The sequence below is a fragment of the Rhodopirellula sp. UH5 genome (assembly GCF_056839225.1).
Window position 1 is genome coordinate 1,671,410 of sequence record NZ_CM166390.1, and the last position, 18,908, is coordinate 1,690,317.

Below are 18,908 nucleotides of genomic sequence, written 5' to 3' on the forward strand. Positions count from 1 at the left end.
TGGTGAGACGCCAGGCCGCTGGGTCCATTCCGCGAAGACCAATTCTTTGACTGATCTCTCGACGCTTCCACCTCAACATCTAACTGTGCAGGGACATGGCACTTTCATCCATTGACTACGCGATCATTGTTGCGTTCTTTGTCATCACGACGTCCATTGGACTTTTCGCGAGTCGCCGGGCGGGCAAGAGCTTTTCGGAATACTTCTTGGCTGGCGGGCAGATGAGCTGGTGGATGCTGGGCATCTCAATGGTCGCCACCACGTTTGCTGCCGACACGCCGAACTTGGTCACTGGCATCGTCCGTCGAGATGGCGTCAGCGGAAACTGGGTTTGGTGGGCATTCCTGCTGACCGGACTGCTGACCGTGTTTGTTTACGCCAGACTTTGGAAACGCAGCGGCGTTTCGACGGACTTGGAGTTTTACGAACTTCGCTACAGTGGCAAAACCGCGGGGTTTCTGCGTGGATTCCGAGCGATCTATCTGGGGGTCGTTTTCAATTGTTTGGTCATGGCCAACGTGATTTTGGCGGGGATCAAGTTAGGCGGCGTCTTGGTCGGCGCGACACCCATTCAAGTGGTGCTTGTCACCGGAACCATCACCGTTGTCTACACCTTGCTGGGAGGACTGCGGGGCGTGATCCTGACGGATTGCTTTCAGTTTTTCGTGGCCATGTTCGGAGCGATCGCTGCGGCCTACGTCGTTTGCAACTTGCCGGAAGTCGGCGGTTTTACCAACCTGCTTCAGCACGAAGAAGTGCGATCCAAGACAGCGTTGCTGCCCGACTTCAGCGACATGGACGCATTGATTCCGCTAATCATCATGCCTTTTGCGGTGCAGTGGTGGAGCGGATGGTACCCAGGCTCCGAACCGGGTGGCGGTGGCTATGTGGCTCAGCGAATGTTAGGTGCACGGAGTGAGAGGGATGCGACCCTGGCCACGCTGTTGTTTCAAGCAGCCCACTACTCGCTGCGTCCTTGGCCATGGATCATTGTGGCACTCGCATCCATCGTCGTTTTCCCAAGTCTAGAAAGCATTCAAGTCGCCTTCCCTGGCGTTGATCCCCAATTGGTCCAAGATGACCTCGCCTACCCGGCGATGTTGACGTACTTGCCCAGCGGTCTGCTGGGCATTGTGATTGCGAGTTTGATTGCAGCTTTCATGTCCACGATCTCAACGCACTTGAATTGGGGGGCCTCCTACATTGCTCACGATTTCTACCGCAGATTTGTCAATCCTGAAGCCAGCGAACATCGCTTGGTCGCCACGGGGCGCTGGGCCACCGTGGGGCTGATGATCGTCGCCGGTGCGGTCGCATTGATGCTGGAAAGTGCGATGGAAAGCTTCAGCATCATCCTGCAGATCGGTGCAGGCACTGGTCTGATTTACATCTTGCGATGGTTTTGGTGGCGGATCAATGCGTTCACGGAGATCACCGGGATGGCGGTTTCGTTGGCGGTCGCGATGTTCTTTCAATTTGGGTATGTGCACACAGGGTGGCCGGAACTCCGTTCCTGGCAACAACTGTTGTTTGGCGTTGTGATCACGACCCTAGCGTGGATGTTGGCCACGATCATCACTCCACCGACCGATCGTGAAACGCTACGAAAATTCTATCGGAAGATTCGTCCAGGAGGCGCGGGCTGGAAAACGATTCGCAACGAATTGGCAGCGGATGGCGTTCATGTTGAAACCGGTGATTCAATCACGGCGGGTTTGAAAGCCATGATGGCCGCGACGTTTCTGATCTACTCGGTCTTATTCAGCACCGGGTACTTTCTGTACCAATCTTGGATTTGCTTGGGAGGCAGTTTGTGTGTGTGCGTTGTCTCTGCCGTTGCCTTGTGGCAAACGTGGCCGTCGCTGCGAATCGATGGGCCGCCCTCGGAAAAGCAATGAATCCAAGGCGTTGGTCGCGTTGCGATCGCTGGTCTATCAACGCATCATTTCTGTTTTGCTTCCGACAGGATGTCAGCCAATTCATTGAGATCCTTCACGATGAGATCGGGACGCTGAACATTGGGGTAAAGCGCCTTTCCAGGGCGTTTCACAAATGCGGTCTGCAACCCGACACTTTTCGCTCCGGCCAGATCCCAAGCATGGGCAGCGACCATCAAAACTTCATGAGGTTGGACCCCCAAGTCATCCAACACCATTTGATAGGGTGCCGGGTGAGGCTTGTACTTTTTAAGTTGATCCACGCTGTAACGTTTTTCGAAAAGATCCGTGAGTCCAGCGTTCTTCATCTGCGTTGCGACGCCCACGGACGAAGAGTTGGTCAAGCTCACAATGTGAAAGCCTTGTTCAGCCAGTCGTTGCAAGCCTTCTCGAACGTCTGCGTGGGCTGGCAAGGATCGCAAGGGAGTGACAATCGCAGCCCGGGCGGATTCACGGTCCAGTTCGATTCCTTCCCGCTCAGCGACCATCATCAAGGCGGCGGTACCGATTTCACCAAAGTCGTGATACTCGCCCGCCAACGTTTCAACCAACGAGTAATGCAACATCGTTGAAAACCACAATGGCAGCAGGTCTTCGCGTCCGTTCAAGGCTTTGCCAACCGATGTTTTCAACGGGGCCAAGTCGAGCAACGTTTCGTTCACGTCGAACACAATCACTTTTGGAATGGTCGTATCGGAGTGGAGCATGGGGGGATCCGGTTGCAGTTGGTTGGCTTCTTCAGAAGGAGCCTCCTTTGGGACGCTTGCCGTTTCTTGGGCGGGCAAGCTCATCATCCAGACAAGCGTGAAGAGGATCGAGGCAACGAGACGAGTTGAAGAGAATGGCATGAGTTGCACAGTGAGAGGTTTTGTTGGAGAGGCAAACTGAAACTGCCATCGAAAACAGTTTCGGTGCAATTCAATGATGTGTTCCCCGCCCCGATGCCCGCCAAGCCCGAAGTTTGTCTTCATCTCGCAAACGATTGGAAAGTGCTTCCCGGCTGGCGCCATCCGATCGCAGCACCCCTTCCCTGAACGAGCGAAGCAGGTACGCAGGAAAGATTGGGCTTCCCCATGTGAGCCGCTGGCGTTAGCCACGGTTTTCACGCACAACCGGGGCGAACGCCCAAACGGCTCACATGGTTGTGCTTGATCACTCCTGCCGACCTGCTTAGACGTGTTTGTTGTTGCCTTCCTGCCGGCAGAGCTGAGCGAAGCGGGGGGACGAACATCGGATGCAGCGCGTCCCCCTCCCTGGCCCAGTGCGGCCTGCGTCCTCTGGAGGAAGGGTAAAGTAGAGCTGCTTGACCTCCGTTTTCTCTGGCAACTCAAAGCGTTTCGAAATGTGTTGACAGGAGATCGACCGTGGCTAGAATCGCCGGCGTTCGAGGTGACTGATTGGGTTTCAACCCAATCAGTGAACAGGGAACTCCGGTGAAATTCCGGGACGGTCCGGCCGCTGTGTGCCACCAGAGATCTTCGGAAGTCGATCTCATTGTTCACTTTTTCTATTCAGCCATTGTTCTCGTTTTTGCGTCGTGACGTGATACGTGAATGAGAAGGCAGTGAGTGAACAAACGGGTGGTGAGTCAGAAGACCTACCTCGCGCAAGACGTTTGGGTGCCTTCTTGGATTGAGGCAAACGTTGCAACGTATGAAACCAATGTTGCCATGCTTTGATCGAGGTTGCGGCGGTTCATGTGTTGGGTTTCCGTCTTCAGCAATTGAATTGAGTTTTCGTCGCAGCGTCTCCATGGATTGAACTTCTCGCACTTGGCTCGCAATTTTCGCGAACAAGCTGGAAGTCATCAGGGGAAATATGCGCCGACAACAGAAGATTCAATGCAAAGTGCATTTGGAATTGTCATCATGTCTTCTTCTCGCCCATGCCGTTTTTGTTGGGTCACCGTTTCTTCACGCGATCCGCTACAGGACCGTCCACTGGCACTGCCTTGGTGGGTGCTGCTGGCGTTGGTTTGTCTCTCGAGTTTGCGAGGCAGCGTCATTCAGGCCGATGTGGTGGTTGGTTTCGAGAACCAAACTCTGGGGGCATCAGGCGTGTTCAATGGGCCTGTCAACAATGCCTCCGTCGTACCGGGCACCTATGGAGGGAATGACCACATCGGAGTCTTTTCCGCTGATGGAGTGGACTTTTCCAACCGCCACAATGATCTGTACGGCAGTTGGAGCGGGTTTGCCGTTTCCAATCACACAGACACCACCACAGAGGGCTACACCAATGAATTCAGTGCTTACCCGGGGGCGGGATCAGACGGTTCCAGCAACTACGCAGTGGCTTTTGGCTATGCCAACTCGACTCCAACCAACATCAACACGTTGACCGCCCTGCCAAGCATTTATCTGCCCGATGGGGAGCAGGCGATCCGCTTGGATGTGAGCAACACGACGTACGCAGCACTTTCGATGCGTGACGGCGATTCCTTTGCGAAACCGTTTGGTGGAGTGTCGGGAACAGATCCCGACTTTCTCAAACTGTCCATTTTTGGAATTGATGCGAACGACCAAATCCTGGACACCAGCATCGACGTGTTCCTTGCGGACTTTCGCTTCACTGACTCACTGGAGGACTACATCCTGGATGAGTGGCGGACCGTCGATTTGTCTTCTTTGTCCGAAGCCACAAGCTTGCATTTCAATTTGTCTTCCAGCGACGTGGGACCCTACGGCATGAACACGCCGGGTTACTTTGCACTGGATAACTTTGCGACTGTGACCGCGGTTCCTGAACCGGGGTCACTGGCGTGGATAGCCTGCGTGGGGTTGGGGGTGGCTTGGCAACGACGACGTCGCCAAAAGCACGGTCTCGACAATCGTGAAATGCCAGGGAACGTTGGGGCGAATTCAATTGGATGACTTCAGCGTACCGGCTTCTCCAGCCACGATGGCCTCGTATTGCGCGACAAGCCGTTCGTCACCGAGACGCCGGAGGTTCTCCCCCAACGCGACATTGTCAGCGATCCGAACGAATCGTTCGTACTTCACTTTCGTTTTGGCTTCATCGGATTCGCGGGCATCGGTTAGTTCGCGAAAACGCGGGTAGTCGGGATGGTTCTCCACCACTTCGACAAACTCGTCTTGGCGACTGGTCAACAGTTCGATGGCAACTGGGTTGAGGACGTTGGCCAGTTCCGGCCATTTGCGTTCCAAGTCACGTGTGATCTGACGTCGCAGGCCATCCTCCGGGGAGGAGCGTCGGCGGCGGCGATTCGAATTCCGGTCTCGATCGGATTGGGTCGTCTTCCAGGCTTCATTGATGCGTTCATCACCGGAAAGGTTCAATTGATCGGACAAACCTTCCAGCATCGCACGTTGGGAAGGAGTCGCCAGATCCAGGATCAACGCGTAGGACTCATCGTTTCGCAGTAGGTCCGGCTTGTCTTCGTCGAAATGGCTGTGGATGCTCAGGAACTCGCCCGAACTCATCACGGGCAAATCGATCGTGTCGGCGGTGATCACCGTGTATGCATGGGCTTCATCAAATGAAACAACACCATCGCCGTTGTAGTCCGGACGTTCAATCAAGCGTCCGGAACGGTTTCGACCTGAGAGTGCCGCCCAAAAGTAGGTGCTGTATTCGACGTAGCTGGCTTCGTCCACCTCCGGGGTGCAGCCCGATGCGGGGCGATCGTGCACGGTGGCGAAGAAGCCAATTCGGTTTTGTTGAGAAAGGCCTTGGTCGGGATCGCCTTCATCGAAAATAAATCTCGCGAACCCGCCCGCGTGGCACTGGACCATGATCGCAACGACATCCACTCCCTTTGGCAGACCATCCAACATTTCAACGAACTCCTTCATTCGAATGGAGCTGTTGTTCCAGGTTGCGATCGTGGTGTCATAGGGCGATTGGCGATCGCTGCTTCGGCTTCCATGGGCGGTGACGTAAACATACAACCGATCTCCTGATTGCATCGTTTCGCCCACGTCTCGAAACCAATTGCGAATGTTTTTGGGTTCGGTGCTACCCTTCACGTTGGGAACACTGTGGTTGCGATAGGACAGCCCCAGAGAATCGCGATTGCCGAAGAACTCGGCCATCAAGCGATTGGCTTTCGGAACCGAGTTCGGATCCATCACTTGAAGGTCCTTTCCGACCGCATCCCCATCTGAAAAGTAGATGTCGTTGTGCTCCCCGAGCACCCCTTGCTCACTCAAGGCGCGCTGCGAGAACAGCACGTTGTTTTCTAGCGAGGCTTGATTGCCCGAGGGCGAGTACCCGCCCCCGATTGTGAGGAAGAAATCTTCGGCAGTGGCGAAGGAGCCACAACCGAGCAGCCAACAGCCAAGCAAGCAGCACAAAGTACGTCTCATCAGATACTCAATCGAATTCGCGGGAGCGCGATGCTGATTCGTGGATGATCAGCAAAGACCGCAGTTTATCAGTTCATCCGAGAGTCGTTTGTATCTTCTTGGTGGGGGGCGGGCGATCAGCGAGCCCTAAAGCTGACGCAGCCAGGTTTCCAAAACCAGCAAATTCCAAAGTCGATACCCATGATTTTGCTCGCCGTTTTCATGGGAACGGACCAAACCCGCGATGGCCTCGGGGCGGAAAAATTGATTGATGCGAGCGTCTTGAGCTAGCATCGTGTCGTGGACCAACGGTTTGAAGTCCTCCCGGAACCATTGCCCGATTGGGATCCCGAAGCCCATTTTGGGACGAGTGAAGATCGAGGCAGGAATCCGATCTCCAAAGGCATCCTGCAGAATCAGCTTCCCGCGTCGCCCACGGAACTTGTGCTCCACGGGAAGGGAGGCCGCCAACTCAACGAAACGATGATCGAGCATCGGTTGGCGAACTTCCAAACCGTGAGCCATCGACGCGATATCGACTTTGGTGCACAAATCGCACGGCAAGTACGAAAGGATGTCTGAGGTGGAGGCTCGCGTGACAACGTCTCGCCCTTCACTGCGAGCCCAAACGGATTCCAGAAAGTCGACGGGGTCATTCCCGGGCAATCGTGCGATGAAGTCATCGTTGTACATCGACGCCCGCATCGATTCGGGAAAGATCTGCAACCAATTCAGATAGCGCCGAACGACGGGTTGGTCGATCGCTTCCAAGAAACGCTTGGCTCGCCGGATGACCGAGCGGCGGCGATTCGAATCGGGAAGTTTTTGAATCAGTCCAATCCCGGGGATGCGGTTCAGTGGAAACAGGCGAGCAATTTTTTGACTCATCCAGAGAGCTCGGTAACGCTCGTAGCCAGCAAACAGTTCGTCGCCACCATCGCCCGACAACGCCACCTTGACGCTTTCGCGGGTGAGTTTCGACAAGTACCAAGTTGGCACCGCAGATGAATCACCGTAGGGTTCGTCGTAGTGCCAAACCAGCTTTTCAAGAATCTCGATGCCGCTGGGTTGGACCTCAAACCGGGTGTGGTCGGTTTGCAAGTGTTCCGCCACCTGCGCGGCGTAGCGTGTCTCGTCAAATTCCGCGACGGGGAACCCGATGCTGAACGTTCGCAGGGCGGTGTCGGTGTGATCGCCCGCCAAAGCCGTGATCAACGACGAGTCAATTCCGCCTGACAAAAACGATCCCAGCGGAACGTCACTACGCATTCGCAACCGCACCGAGTCGGAAAGCAAGTCGCGAACTTTTTCAGTGGCCTCTTCCCGACCGATTGGACGTTCCACCGATGGATCAAAGTTCCAGTACCGTTCCACTCGAAGCCCACGCTGGTCCAAGACCGCGAAATGGCCAGGCGGTAGTTTATGAACGCCTTTGAAAATGGTTCCTGGATGGGGGATGTATTGATAAGTCAAGAACTCATCGATTGCGTTGGGATCCACTTCCTCACAAACGCCAGGCACCAATCGAAGTGCTTTCAGTTCACTGGCAAAAACCAAACGCCCATTCTTGTACGAATAGTAAAGCGGTTTTTGACCAATGCGATCTCGAGCGAGAACGATGCGGTTGCGTCTGGCATCCCAAATCGCGATGGCGAACATCCCGTTGAGCGACGAGAAACAGTCCGTCCCCACATCTTCATAGAGGTGCAGGATCGATTCGCCATCACCTTGCGTTGCGAATTGGTGCCCGGCGCCCTGCAAGCGTTTTCGCAGCACTTCGTAGTTGTAGATCTCCCCGTTGAAGACCATCCGGACCTGGCCGTCTTCGTTGGCAAGCGGTTGGCGCGCGCCGTCCACGTCGATGATCGACAAGCGTCGAAATCCCAGCCCAACCCCCATGGGTTGGCCGGTCGCATCGCGATGCTCGGCGTCCATCCAGATTTGCGAATCATCGGGACCGCGATGAGCGATTTCGGTTGTCATCCTGGACAGCAATTCGGCGCTGATCGCTTGGTCTTCGCGTTGCCAGAGACCGCCGGTGATACCGCACATAGATAACGAGAGGGCTGGAGTCAGGAAGGGAAGTTAAATCACATAATCGAACGCCATCATCTCGATGACGATTTAGCCGACGCGTTGAGTTTCGCCGTTTGCACGACGAATCCGCATGCTTTCAATCTTGCGACTGGTGGCGTGCAACACTTCGATCTCCCAATGGCCGACGCGAATCAGATGCCCGGTGGTGGGGATCATTCCCGTGTGATGCAGCACCCAGCCGGCCACGGTTTCGTAGTCATCGCTTTCGGGCAGGTCCCAGTGAACCAAGTCGTTGACGTCATCAATCATGACCCGTCCGTCAACGTCGATGGTGTCGTCGTCGATCACTCGCATTTCGATCTCTTCTTCTTCGTCTGATTCGTCAACGATTTCGCCAACGATTTCTTCCAACGCATCTTCGATGGTCACCACACCGGCAGTTTGCTGAAACTCATCGAGCACAATCGCCATGTGCGAACGGCTGTGTAGAAATTCACGCAGCAACAGGTCGACGCTGCGATCTTTGGGCACCGACCAAGGGCGACGACAGAGATCAATCAAAGGTTTGTTCGGCAAACCTTCGCCCGCCAAATACGGCAGCAAATCTTTGACGAACAAAATCCCCACCACATTGTCGATGGTGTCTTCGTAAACGGGATAGCGTGTCCGTCCGGTTTCGATGATCGACTCGATGGCTTCTTCCCAAGTCGCTCTGATTTCGATGGCATTGACGTCAACACGAGGCGTCATGATGTGCCCCACGGTGTCCTCGTGAAGTTCCATCACCCCTTGGATCATTTCGCGAACACCGGGGGCAAAGAAACCTTCCCGGGTTCCCGCGGCCACGATCGTGCGAATTTCGTCTTCGAGTTGTTCTTCGTCCTCGTCTTCTGTTTCTTCCACGCCAGCCAAGCGGCGAGAGATGATCTCGAGCAGTTCACCGGGAGCATGCAGCGGGCGCATCACAAATGACATCGTTCGCCAAAACGGCCACGTGTGGTAAAGCAGTGGTGCGGAGGCGAACCGAGTCACCGCGTTGGGCAACCAAGTGTGAGTCAGCATGGTTAGACCAGCGGCCGCGATTCCCCATGCCAACAACGTGTTGAGATCCACGTCCACGCGATTGACGACCACGATTGTGCCGAACAGAACGAACATCACCGAACCGATGACGTGCAGGTAGGCGCCTGCGCGAATCACGGTGTCTTGGTGGTCCAGCACCGAACCAAAGCGGTCCCGGTTCTTTTTGACCCGGCAATAAATCTCCAGCGACCGACCGGCGAAACGATCCAGCAGTTCACTCCCCAGACCGCCGATGCTGCCGAGCACAAAACCCAGGGCTGCCCACGGCAACGCATTGAGATCGCTCAAGTTGCTCATGAAAAGTCTCCGCTCGACATGCCGTCGTCCGACGAGTCATCGTCCGGGGACGTCTCCAACAAGGAAGGGGGGCTCAGTGGCAATTCGATCCCGATCGCTTTCATGGCCACGGCTTCTGCGCGACGCATGGCAGCACGAGGCTCTGGAGATTGATCGTCATGACCAACGATGTGCAGGGTTCCGTGAACGACGTACAGCAACAATTCTTCGCGGGGCGAAAGCGGGTTGCTGGGTTCACTTGCGTTTTCGATGGCGGTTTCAAAGCTGGCGACCAATTCGCCTTCGACCTGAGGCGGGGCCAGTTCATACGGGAAACTGATCACGTCGGTCGGGTAATCGTGCTGCAAGAATTCGCGGTTGATGGGATGGATCGTGGCATCGTCGCAGATCCGGACTCCGATCGAACCATGGTCGCAGCCTTCCACAGCGGCGGCGGCAATCGCAGCTTCCGCAAGTTGCGTGCGCGCAATCTCCAGGGAACCAAACCACACCGATAAGTCAGGTTCTGCTTCCTCGTCGACGAGGACATCCGCGGTCAAGTTGGTCTCGAGTTGTCCCATCACGCCGATTGTTGTCCTGGATACTTCACGCGAGCGTGATAAATCGCAGTCAACGATTTCACGAGGCTTTGTCGCACACGATGCAGCTGGGCAAACGTGATCCCGCAGTCGTCGAACTGACCGTCCGCGACTTTCTTTTGGGCGATCGCGTCCACCAAGCCTTGAATTCGAGCGGGGGTTGGGTCGACCAGCGTCCGCGAAGCGCTTTCGACGGTGTCCGACAGCATCAACACGGCGGCCTCAAGTGTCTGCGGTTTGGGGCCTGGGTAGCGGAAGTCTTTGTCGCTGACCGCTTCGCGATTGGGATCTTCTTCGCTGCGTTTGGCGGCTTCCCGATAGAAGTATTCGACCAGTGTCGTGCCGTGGTGCTGCAGGATGAAATCGATGATCGGTTCGGGCAGGTGGTGATTGCGAGCCAGGTCCGCGCCGTCTTTGACGTGCGCGATGATGACCAGCGTGCTCATTGCCGGTTGCAGGGAATCGTGCTGGTTGATTCCCGCCGATTGATTCTCGATGAAGTATTCCGGTTTGAACATCTTTCCGATGTCATGGAAGTACGCTCCCACGCGAACGAGCAAGCCATTCGCACCAATCGCATCGGCGGCGGCTTCTGCGATCGACGCCACGTTGATGGAGTGGTTGTAAGTCCCTGGGGCTCGTTGTGCCAAGCGACGCAGCAGCGGGTGCGATGCATCGCCGAGCTCCAACAGGCTGAGGTCGGTTTGAACGCCGAATGCTTTTTCAACCAAAGGCAACAAACCCGTCATCGCCAGCGACGAGAACAAGATGCAGACGCCTGCCCAGCCCGCTTCGCCGATCAATCCATTGACGACGTGATTGAGCGATCCGCCGCTGAGCATGCCTTCCAGGTTGCCGCCCGGAGCGCCCGAGGAAAGGGTTTGTCCAGTGACGATCCCGACGCCGACGACCGTGAACATGGTGATCGTGGCGGAGATCAGGCCGACGGTGACCAGGTAGGTGCGAGAACGGATGCGACCAGTCAACAAGGTGCAGGTGGTGCAGGCCGCCGTCACGGCAACCAGGTTCGGGATGTCGGCACCGAGCAACAGGATCACGGACAAGCAAACCGACGCCATCAGTAGAATTGCCAATTCGCGACCGTAGATCACCGCGGCCGTGATCGACGCCAAAACCAGAGGAACCAGTTCGGCTCGCCAGGCATCGCGTGAGGCGTGGTAGGCCAACGCAATGGTGATCACCATCAACGCCAGCAGTTTGGCGAGTTTGTTGCGATCCAGCAGCAGGGAACGGTCGTCAACAAACCAAATGTAGGATCCGCACAGCAGGTAAAGTGCGGCGATCATGCCAGCGTAGGCAGCGACTCGAGCGACACGGTCCATCCAGCGCATGGACTCCACCAATTTGGACCACTCGCTGCGGAGCAGCCCCAATTCGCGGCCCGTCAGCGGTTTGCCAGCATCGGCCAATTTGGTTTGGCCAGCGTAGAACGTCATCATCACGTCTTCGACCGCCGCGGCCGCTTGATCGCGAACCTTTTGGCTGGCTTCGTCGTCGTATTTCAGTGTCTCAAATTCGGGCAGTCGTGTTCGCAGCCAATCGCCAATCATGTCGGCGGCAATCAAGCCTTCGTCACCGGGGAATCGTGACCGAAATTGGTCACGCAGTTCTTTGACGAGTTGGTTGCCGGCTTCCGCGATGATGACCTTGGACAGTTCCACGGGAACCGCTTCTTCGGTTTGATCGCCAGTGAAGACACGGATCATCCGCTGCGACCCTTTTTCGGGCGGGTGCTGCGGGGCCTGCAAAATGCCGTTCTTGTAGAGCTTCAGCATCGACGAATCGACGGCGGCTTCCAGCGTTGCCAGGTCCTTGTCCTTGCTGAAGACTCGCTTGAGCAAAGCAAAACGCTCGGCCGGCGATTCACCATCGGGGGCGGTCTCGCTGCCCTCGTAGAATTCCGTCAGCGCGGATCGTTCTTCTTTGCCGAGTTGTTCGTAATTGGCAGCACCAAGGACCAGAAACAGTCGGTTCTTGAGCGCGGCACGCAATTGTTCCAGACGCTGAGGTGAATTGCGGTACAGCGTCATCACTTCCCGACGCCGGCGTTCCTTCAAATCACCGGTTGCAATCGCGTCCGCCACTTGAAAGTCAACACGTGAGATCAAATCGCGAGCGGGGATGGCGCCGCTGCGATAACTGAAGGCTGGTTTCCAGGTGGAGCACAAAACCAGGATGGTGATCGCTGCGATCAGCGTCATCCCGACGCGGAGCGACCATTCCGCTTTGTCTTTTCGAGACCACCAGGTCGCCCATTTGGACTTCGGGATTCCCAGCGACTCAATGCGTTCTTTGCCCGCACGTTGTTTGCCTTTGGTCGTCCCGCTTTTGCTCGCTCCGCTCATTCGCTCGCAGCACCCGGATCGTTTGAAATGGCTTCGTCGTCGCTGTTGAGTTTCGTTGACGAAGACACTTCGTCCACAACGGTTTCGCCGTCTTTGTTTTCGTAGGCAGCCACGATTTGTTGCACCAGACGGTGACGCACGATGTCGGCGGCTCCCAAGCGAACCTGAGCGATGCCTTGAATGCGGCTGAACCGATAAACCGCGTCATGGAGTCCACTGCGGACCCCGCGTGGCAAATCCAGCTGGGTTGCATCTCCACTGACCACCATTTTGCTCCGTTCGCCCATCCGGGTCAGGAACATCTTCATTTGTGCCACGGTCGTGTTTTGAGCTTCGTCCAGAATGATGAACGCATCGTTGAGTGTGCGGCCTCGCATGTACGCCAAAGGAACAATTTCGATGACATCATGTTCCATCAATGCACGGGCTTGGTCAAAGTCAACCATTTCGCCCAGGGCATCGAGCAGGGGCCGCAAATAGGGGTTCAGCTTGGCTCGCAAGTCACCCGGTAGAAAACCGAGGCTCTCGCCGGCTTCCACGGCGGGACGCACCAGCACAATTTTCTTGATCGATTCGTTGCGAAGCGCTTCGACGGCGGTGGCCACGGCCAAATAAGTCTTGCCGCAGCCGGCGGGGCCCGTCGCGATTGTTAAATCGTGCTGCCGGATCGCTTCGACGTAGCGAGCTTGACCAGGCGTTCGCGGGGCGATTTTGCGTCCCGCGTTCTGCAGGTTGATGGCTTCGCCACTGGGGGTCGGTGGGCGACCATTTTCGATTTCGGCACCCTCTTCGGCGGCCGCGGTTTCAATGTCGCCCAGACTGAGTGAGCCATTTTTGCGGCAGAGCAAACGCAGTTTTTCCAGCGTTCGAATCGCCGCCCCCACGCCGGTCTCTTCACCAGCGACGCGGATTTTCCCCGCTCGATGCGTGATGTCGACACCAAACAGCCGTCGCAGCTTTCGCACGTGTTGATCGCGAGGACCGAACAGCGTCAGGACTTCATTGGGACCCGCTGTCGACAGCGTGGCTTCGTTCATTGCAGATTGGACCGACATGCGTCAGAGCGTTTCATTAAGAGTGACTCATTCTAACCGTCCCACACGTGGTCCGACCATCGTGCGGCGTCGGATTGGGCAGAATTCACGGGAGGCCGGGGGGCCGTCATGCCGCTGCCGCTAAACACAGGAAAGCCGGCAAAATCGCAGCAATCAATGAATCCGTCACATCCCAGACTCCCCCTAAACCGGGAAGCCAATTTCCGGAATCTTTTGCCCCGCAGTCGCGTTTGAACATCGATTCCGCCAAATCACCGACCATGCCTGTGATTGCCAGAGCCGGGCCCAAAATCAACGCCCAACCGATCGAGGGAAGCGAGGCAGGAGCAACCGAACCGGCAACCATCGCAGGGAACAACCACTGGAAACAAGCCATCGCGACCAACGTCGACATGAGCACTCCGCCGATGGCGCCTTCCCAAGTCTTGCCAGGACTCAGACGCGGAATCAGTTTGTGGCGGCCCAATGCCTTGCCGGCAAAGTAAGCCCCTGCGTCGGCTGATTTCGTCACCGCGATCATGGTCAACAGCGCCGCCAGCCCCCAGGAGGTGCTGATCTCGCTGCCCAATCCGCGAATCGAGAAAAGCAAACTCATTGGCAACCCGATGTACAGGGAGACAAACGCGGCCCGCATGGTTCGGTCGATGCTGCTGGATCGGTCCCTGCCACTGGGGCGGTCCATGCTGCCTGCACTGGGTTCGGACGCCGTGTCGCTGGACGCGATCGAGGCATCCAAGTCAATCGAGGTATCCAAATCGTTCGTCGCTGTCACGCCATAGGTCCGCATTTCGCGAATCAACAACGCGAACAGGGACGCGATGGCCATGGTCATCGCCCACCCCAATGGCCCGATCGGACAATTCTCAGGGTACACCCCGATGGCACCCCCACTGAACTGGGACGCTGCGTTGACCAAGGTCGGGATGGCCGAGCCTAAGCTGATTGCTCCCACCGCGATCATGCACCCGGTTCGCCACAAGTTGCGGCCAGATGCCAGCAAGAGAGACGTGACGTCCCAGGTGGTGCCCAGGGCGAAAAACAGCAGCAACGGAATCAGAAGGAAACCTTCCGTTCCAGGGGCACTGAATTTCGAATCGGCGAACAGGCACCCCATCGAGATCGCTATCAACACCGCTGCGCTGCGAAGCCGGTCGATCAACAATGAAGGGGGTCCTTGAAAAAAATCGAATCGAGAAATTGAAATCGGGGCACGAAAGGTGACTCAGATATCAGGAGCGGCTGACTGGAAACGATTCCCCTCGCGTCGACGTTGCCGACGGAGGAAAACGTTTTCAGGGCCTTCATTTCACTCTGCCAGTCAAGTCAATCAGCCAACCAGATCTTTGAGAGCCTGCAGGGCTCCGTCGTAGTTGGGTTCTTCGGTGACTTCTGCCACGACCTGCTTGTAGACCACTTTGCCATCCGCGTCCAAGACGATGACAGCACGACTGAGCAATTTCAGTTCTTCGATTTCGACGCCGTAGTCTTCACCAAACGCGTGCGTTTGATAATCGCTGGCGGTTCGCATCGAAACGTTTTCGGCTCCGCAGAAACGAGCTTGTGCAAACGGCAAATCGCGGCTGACGGTGACCGCGTTGATCTTGTCGCCCAGTTCGCCCAACTGCTCATTGAATTTTTTTGTTTGGATCGCACAGGTGGGCGTGTCCAAGCTGGGAACGATGCTGATCATCGAAGGTTTGCCCTTCAGGTCCGCCAACTTCAGTTCTTTCAAACCTTCGTGGGCGTAGTGCAAGCTGAAATCGGGAGCCGCTTGGCCGACTGCCAATTCGCTACCAGCGAGAGTCATCGGATTGCCTTTGAACGTGATCACACCACTTTGACTCATCGAAATTCACTTTGATTGAGAGAACAGGTTGGACGGGAACCCGGCAGTATGCGCATCGCCGTTCCGGTCGTGAACCCCGGGGCACTTCTCAGGTTTCCCGGCGGAAGATGTCGTCAATTGGAGCGTCGCCGCGAGAGTGTCCCTGTCAAATCCAATCGGAATCAGGATTGATCCGCTGACAGCGGACAAATCCGACACAGTGCGGGAAAATTCAGGTTGCAAACATCACCCTGGAAGATGCAAATAGGTCGTTTCGGTTGGACGCAGCTTTCCCTGAACGGCCCAGTAGTTAGACTACGAAACACCGTGGTAGAATTCACTTCGCAACCCAGTTTTGCTGTGTGTTCAAATGGAGTGCACCGCAGAGCGAAGGCTTGCGGAGGTAAAATTCCGCGGCGGCGAATTGCGTCCGGACGGGGTGCGCAGGAGTAATGGGATTTGCATGTAACGGCTGCGTATTTCAAGGTTCCTCGCACTCCCTCCGGGCGCAACTCGTCTTGGGAACACTCAACCCGGAATGCCCAAGCAGTTCAGCTTGCCGCCTTACGTGGTGTCGCTGATGTCAATGCAGGCGATAGGAGGCGTTCGCCCGCTTCTCACGGTTGCTCTGGCGAGGACAAGCGATCGCTGCCCTGACGCTGAACCAATGAACAACCTTGGGTCGGACCCCATCCCACTTCATCGATGATCAATCAATCCACCACCGCGATTGTTCTGCGAACGGTGGAATTCAGCGAAACCAGCCTGATCGTCACGTTGCTGACGAAGGATCTCGGGCGGATCTCGGCGCTCGCCAAAGGGGCTCGGCGACTGAAAGGTCCCTTTGAGGGATCGTTGGACCTGTTGTCAGTGTGCGCCATCACGTTGATTGACAAACCAGGCGATACACTGGATTTATTGACGGAATCCAAGCTCCGCCGCCGTTTTCGCGGCGCCCAGCGATCGTTGGACCGACTGAACGCTGGGTACCACATCGCGGAAATGCTGCGGTTGTTGGTCGACGACGACGACCCGCACGGCGAATTGTTTGAGATGACATTGTCGGCCATGGGGATGATCGATGGGGATGGCCCGGTCGCGGAAACGTTGTTGGCCTTTGACGCCCAGTGTTTGAGATTGCTGGGGCATTCGCCAGCAACCGATCGTTGCACGGTGTGCGGGAAGGACGTCGAGCGAAGCCGACGACGTGCTGCGTTTTCATTGGTCGGCGGCGGCGTGGTCTGTGAAACCTGCCGTCCGGCGCAGACCCATCTGATGACAGTCAGCTGGGATGCCCTGGGGGCGCTGCGTGAACTGGCCCGCGATCCTGGTGATTGTCCGGTCGGCGCGGCAAATTCAGCCACCCGGAGTGGTGAAAATGGCGTCGCAGGGGCCACGCCCTCGGTGAATCCCAGACCCGATAATCCGAGCCTGCTGCCTACGGCCGCGTTTCCGATTGGCCGCCTGTTTCCCACGCTGACCCCGGCAATCTACCGCGACCTGCGTGGGTTGCTGAATCGTACTCTGGAAGCACTGATCGGGCAGACGCCGCGAATGCAAGCATTCCTGCCCAGCAAGCTCGATTCGCACTAGCGACGCGGCGAGCGAGTTGAGTATCTCCAACGAGTCATTTCGAACTTGACTGAAGGAAGCTGCTCGTGACGTTTCGCCGTTCGCTGTTACTCGCATTCGCTGTTTTTACTGCTCCGTTGTTGGGCGTGAATTCTCTTCAGGCCCAAGATGGGTTTTGGGACTCGACGAAAGATTCCACTGACCGTGCCCTGCGGTTTCTCACCATGCGTGAGCAACCCGATGCGGAGCGAGCCCGAGAGCTCTACCAAGAAGCCGACCAGTTGTTCCGTGCTGCTGCCGCTCGCACCAAGCAAACCGAACTCGATGGCGAAGCGGAAGGCACGGAAAAGAAGGACTTTGCCCGCGCCGCGAAATTATTCGCTCGCGCCGCCGACGCGCAGCCCGGCACAGCGTTGGCGCAAGATGCGATGTTCATGCAAGCAGAGAGTTTGTTCTTCTCGGACCAACTCCCCGATGCGACGGACGTCTACGAACGCTTGAACAAAGAGTTCCCCAACAACCGCCATGTCGACCAGGCCGCCGCACGCGCGTTTGCGATTTCTCAGTACTGGATCGACACCGAACGGGCGACCGAAGACGATTGGTTCAAGTTCAATCTGTTCGACCCCAGTCGCCCGCGTTTGGACACCGAGGGACACGCGGTTCGCGTCCTGGACCAAATCCGATACGACAATCCAACCGGACGCTTGGCCGATGATGCGACGATGGCCGCGGCCGTCGAGTACATGCGTCAGGGCGATTTCGAAACTGCCGATGAATTCTTGACGGACCTCCGCGAAACCTTTCCCGAGAGCGATCACTTTTTCAACGCTCACCTGATGGGCATCCGATGCAAGCTCGAGGTTTTTGCGGGGCCCAAGTACAGCGGGTTGATGTTGGAAGAAGCTGACAAGTTGGTTCGGCAAACCCGGGAGCGTTTCCCGGATCGCCTGCAGGATCCAGAAACCTCCGAGATGGTGGCTCGCGCCGCCGCCGAAGTCGCCTTCCGCCGCGCTGAAAAGCTGAACGACCGAGCGACCTTTCGTGAGAAGCGATCGGAGTATGGTGCGGCACGCTTGCACTACCAAATGATTCTCCGTGACTATCCCAGCACTCCCTTTGCAGAACGTGCCCGTGAGCGTTTGGAGGCCATTTCGGGGTACCCCGCCGTTCCCGCTGAGCGAGTCACCGCGATGATGCTCAAGCGAGTCTTCCCAGACAGTCGCCGGTCGCCACCTCTGGAAACCAAGTTCAACTCGTCGACCGGTGAACAAAACGAGTCGATCTACCGATGAGTCAACGCACAAGACGACCGAATTCAGGGACGTTGTTTGGGATTCTTGCCACAATCGTTGTGGGATGCCTCTCGGGTTGCACGCCGTATCAATTCGGCAATGCCTCGATGTTCCCGCAGAACATTCGAACTGTGCACGTGCCTGTCATCCGCAATGCGACGTTTCGAGAAGACCTTGGTGTTCGCTTGACCGAAGCGCTCAACAAAGAGATTGAGCTGCGAACCCCTTACAAGGTCACGGCGGACCCGCTCGCCGACACGGTGCTGCGTTGCGAGGTCGTCGACGAAACCAAACGGGTACTGACCGAGAACGATGCTGACTACGTGCGTGCTCTGGATGCAGCGATTCAGGTCCGAGCCTCTTGGTCGGATCGGCAAGGCCGATTGCTGATGAAGAATTCCATTGTCCCCACGGATGACCTGACAATCCTTTTCAGTCAGGACGAACGCTTTGTTCCCGAAGCTGGTCAATCGATCGACACAGCCACGCAGAAAGCCATTGAAGATCTGGCAAACCGAATTGTCAGCCAGATGGAAGCTCGTTGGTAAGCCCGTTT

The 18,908-nt window shown here is 56.6% G+C and carries 14 protein-coding genes and 1 riboswitch; of the genes, 5 read left to right on the forward strand and 9 right to left on the reverse strand.

Translation table 11 applies throughout. The features are described 5' to 3' along the window. The first annotated feature begins 95 nt into the window (after positions 1–95). Positions 96–1,898 carry a sodium:solute symporter family protein gene (locus UH5x_RS06150; protein WP_482635105.1) on the forward strand — a complete coding sequence of 601 codons (1,803 nt, stop codon included), beginning with the start codon at positions 96–98 and terminating at the stop codon, positions 1,896–1,898. 44 nt (positions 1,899–1,942) lie between these two features. Here the strand turns inward: UH5x_RS06150 and UH5x_RS06155 are convergent, their stop codons facing one another. Further along, positions 1,943–2,785 (reverse strand): haloacid dehalogenase type II, encoded by an 843-nt coding sequence (locus tag UH5x_RS06155; protein ID WP_047814149.1) that lies wholly within the window; start codon positions 2,783–2,785, stop codon positions 1,943–1,945. Positions 2,786–3,307: 522 nt separating this feature from the next. Continuing rightward, a riboswitch (cobalamin riboswitch) is annotated at positions 3,308–3,556 on the forward strand. 249 nt (positions 3,557–3,805) lie between these two features. Between UH5x_RS06155 and UH5x_RS06160 the strand changes: the two genes are divergently transcribed. Then, a complete protein-coding gene (locus UH5x_RS06160) occupies positions 3,806–4,810 on the forward strand; it encodes a DUF4465 domain-containing protein (protein ID WP_482635106.1) in 1,005 nt (334 codons plus the stop codon). Here UH5x_RS06160 and UH5x_RS06165 read toward each other — a convergent pair. From UH5x_RS06165 to tpx, 8 genes are all read right to left on the reverse strand, one after another. Further along, a complete protein-coding gene (locus UH5x_RS06165) occupies positions 4,799–6,265 on the reverse strand; it encodes a hypothetical protein (protein WP_482635107.1) in 1,467 nt (488 codons plus the stop codon). The genes UH5x_RS06160 and UH5x_RS06165 overlap by 12 nt on opposite strands. Before the next feature lie 126 nt (positions 6,266–6,391). Further along, positions 6,392–8,296 carry an asparagine synthase (glutamine-hydrolyzing) gene (asnB, locus tag UH5x_RS06170; protein WP_047813885.1) on the reverse strand — a complete coding sequence of 635 codons (1,905 nt, stop codon included), beginning with the start codon at positions 8,294–8,296 and terminating at the stop codon, positions 6,392–6,394. A gap of 72 nt (positions 8,297–8,368) precedes the next feature. Then, the gene (locus UH5x_RS06175) at positions 8,369–9,661 is read right to left on the reverse strand and encodes a hemolysin family protein (RefSeq protein WP_047813884.1); all 1,293 of its coding nucleotides are present in this window, start codon (positions 9,659–9,661) and stop codon (positions 8,369–8,371) included. Then, positions 9,658–10,221 carry an rRNA maturation RNase YbeY gene (gene ybeY, locus UH5x_RS06180; protein WP_047813883.1) on the reverse strand — a complete coding sequence of 188 codons (564 nt, stop codon included), beginning with the start codon at positions 10,219–10,221 and terminating at the stop codon, positions 9,658–9,660. Before ybeY ends, UH5x_RS06175 begins: the two co-directional genes overlap by 4 nt. Next, a complete protein-coding gene (locus UH5x_RS06185) occupies positions 10,221–12,605 on the reverse strand; it encodes an HD family phosphohydrolase (RefSeq protein WP_047813882.1) in 2,385 nt (794 codons plus the stop codon). The genes ybeY and UH5x_RS06185 overlap by 1 nt, the downstream gene beginning before the upstream one ends. After that, entirely contained in the window at positions 12,602–13,660 is a 1,059-nt protein-coding gene (locus UH5x_RS06190; RefSeq protein ID WP_236696158.1) for a PhoH family protein, read from the reverse strand. Before UH5x_RS06190 ends, UH5x_RS06185 begins: the two co-directional genes overlap by 4 nt. Positions 13,661–13,766: 106 nt before the next feature. Beyond that, positions 13,767–14,822 (reverse strand): phosphatidate cytidylyltransferase, encoded by a 1,056-nt coding sequence (locus UH5x_RS06195; protein ID WP_482635108.1) that lies wholly within the window; start codon positions 14,820–14,822, stop codon positions 13,767–13,769. 165 nt (positions 14,823–14,987) lie between these two features. After that, positions 14,988–15,506, reverse strand: a complete 519-nt coding sequence (gene tpx, locus UH5x_RS06200) for a thiol peroxidase (protein WP_482635109.1) — start codon at positions 15,504–15,506, stop codon at positions 14,988–14,990. 684 nt (positions 15,507–16,190) lie between these two features. On the opposite strand from tpx, the gene recO reads away from it, so the two are divergent. The 3 genes from recO to lptE all read left to right on the forward strand — a co-directional run bounded on the left by recO (position 16,191) and on the right by lptE (position 18,900). Beyond that, positions 16,191–17,078, forward strand: coding sequence for a DNA repair protein RecO (gene recO, locus UH5x_RS06205; protein WP_482635110.1), 888 nt, complete (start codon positions 16,191–16,193; stop codon positions 17,076–17,078). Between the two features lie 65 nt (positions 17,079–17,143). Further along, positions 17,144–18,352 (forward strand): tetratricopeptide repeat protein, encoded by a 1,209-nt coding sequence (locus UH5x_RS06210; RefSeq protein WP_236696157.1) that lies wholly within the window; start codon positions 17,144–17,146, stop codon positions 18,350–18,352. Beyond that, positions 18,349–18,900 (forward strand): LPS assembly lipoprotein LptE, encoded by a 552-nt coding sequence (gene lptE / locus UH5x_RS06215; RefSeq protein ID WP_047813877.1) that lies wholly within the window; start codon positions 18,349–18,351, stop codon positions 18,898–18,900. The genes UH5x_RS06210 and lptE overlap by 4 nt, the downstream gene beginning before the upstream one ends. Positions 18,901–18,908 lie beyond the last annotated feature (8 nt).

Bases quoted from the DNA above. Each gene is read 5' to 3' on its own strand.
- UH5x_RS06150 (WP_482635105.1), top strand. From the start codon at position 96: ATGGCACTTTCATCCATTGACTACGCGATCATTGTTGCGTTCTTTGTC.
- UH5x_RS06155 (WP_047814149.1), bottom strand. From the start codon at position 2,785: ATGCCATTCTCTTCAACTCGTCTCGTTGCCTCGATCCTCTTCACGCTT.
- UH5x_RS06160 (WP_482635106.1), top strand. From the start codon at position 3,806: ATGTCTTCTTCTCGCCCATGCCGTTTTTGTTGGGTCACCGTTTCTTCA.
- UH5x_RS06165 (WP_482635107.1), bottom strand. From the start codon at position 6,265: ATGAGACGTACTTTGTGCTGCTTGCTTGGCTGTTGGCTGCTCGGTTGT.
- asnB (WP_047813885.1), bottom strand. From the start codon at position 8,296: ATGTGCGGTATCACCGGCGGTCTCTGGCAACGCGAAGACCAAGCGATC.
- UH5x_RS06175 (WP_047813884.1), bottom strand. From the start codon at position 9,661: ATGAGCAACTTGAGCGATCTCAATGCGTTGCCGTGGGCAGCCCTGGGT.
- ybeY (WP_047813883.1), bottom strand. From the start codon at position 10,221: ATGGGACAACTCGAGACCAACTTGACCGCGGATGTCCTCGTCGACGAG.
- UH5x_RS06185 (WP_047813882.1), bottom strand. From the start codon at position 12,605: ATGAGCGGAGCGAGCAAAAGCGGGACGACCAAAGGCAAACAACGTGCG.
- UH5x_RS06190 (WP_236696158.1), bottom strand. From the start codon at position 13,660: ATGTCGGTCCAATCTGCAATGAACGAAGCCACGCTGTCGACAGCGGGT.
- tpx (WP_482635109.1), bottom strand. From the start codon at position 15,506: ATGAGTCAAAGTGGTGTGATCACGTTCAAAGGCAATCCGATGACTCTC.
- recO (WP_482635110.1), top strand. From the start codon at position 16,191: ATGATCAATCAATCCACCACCGCGATTGTTCTGCGAACGGTGGAATTC.
- lptE (WP_047813877.1), top strand. From the start codon at position 18,349: ATGAGTCAACGCACAAGACGACCGAATTCAGGGACGTTGTTTGGGATT.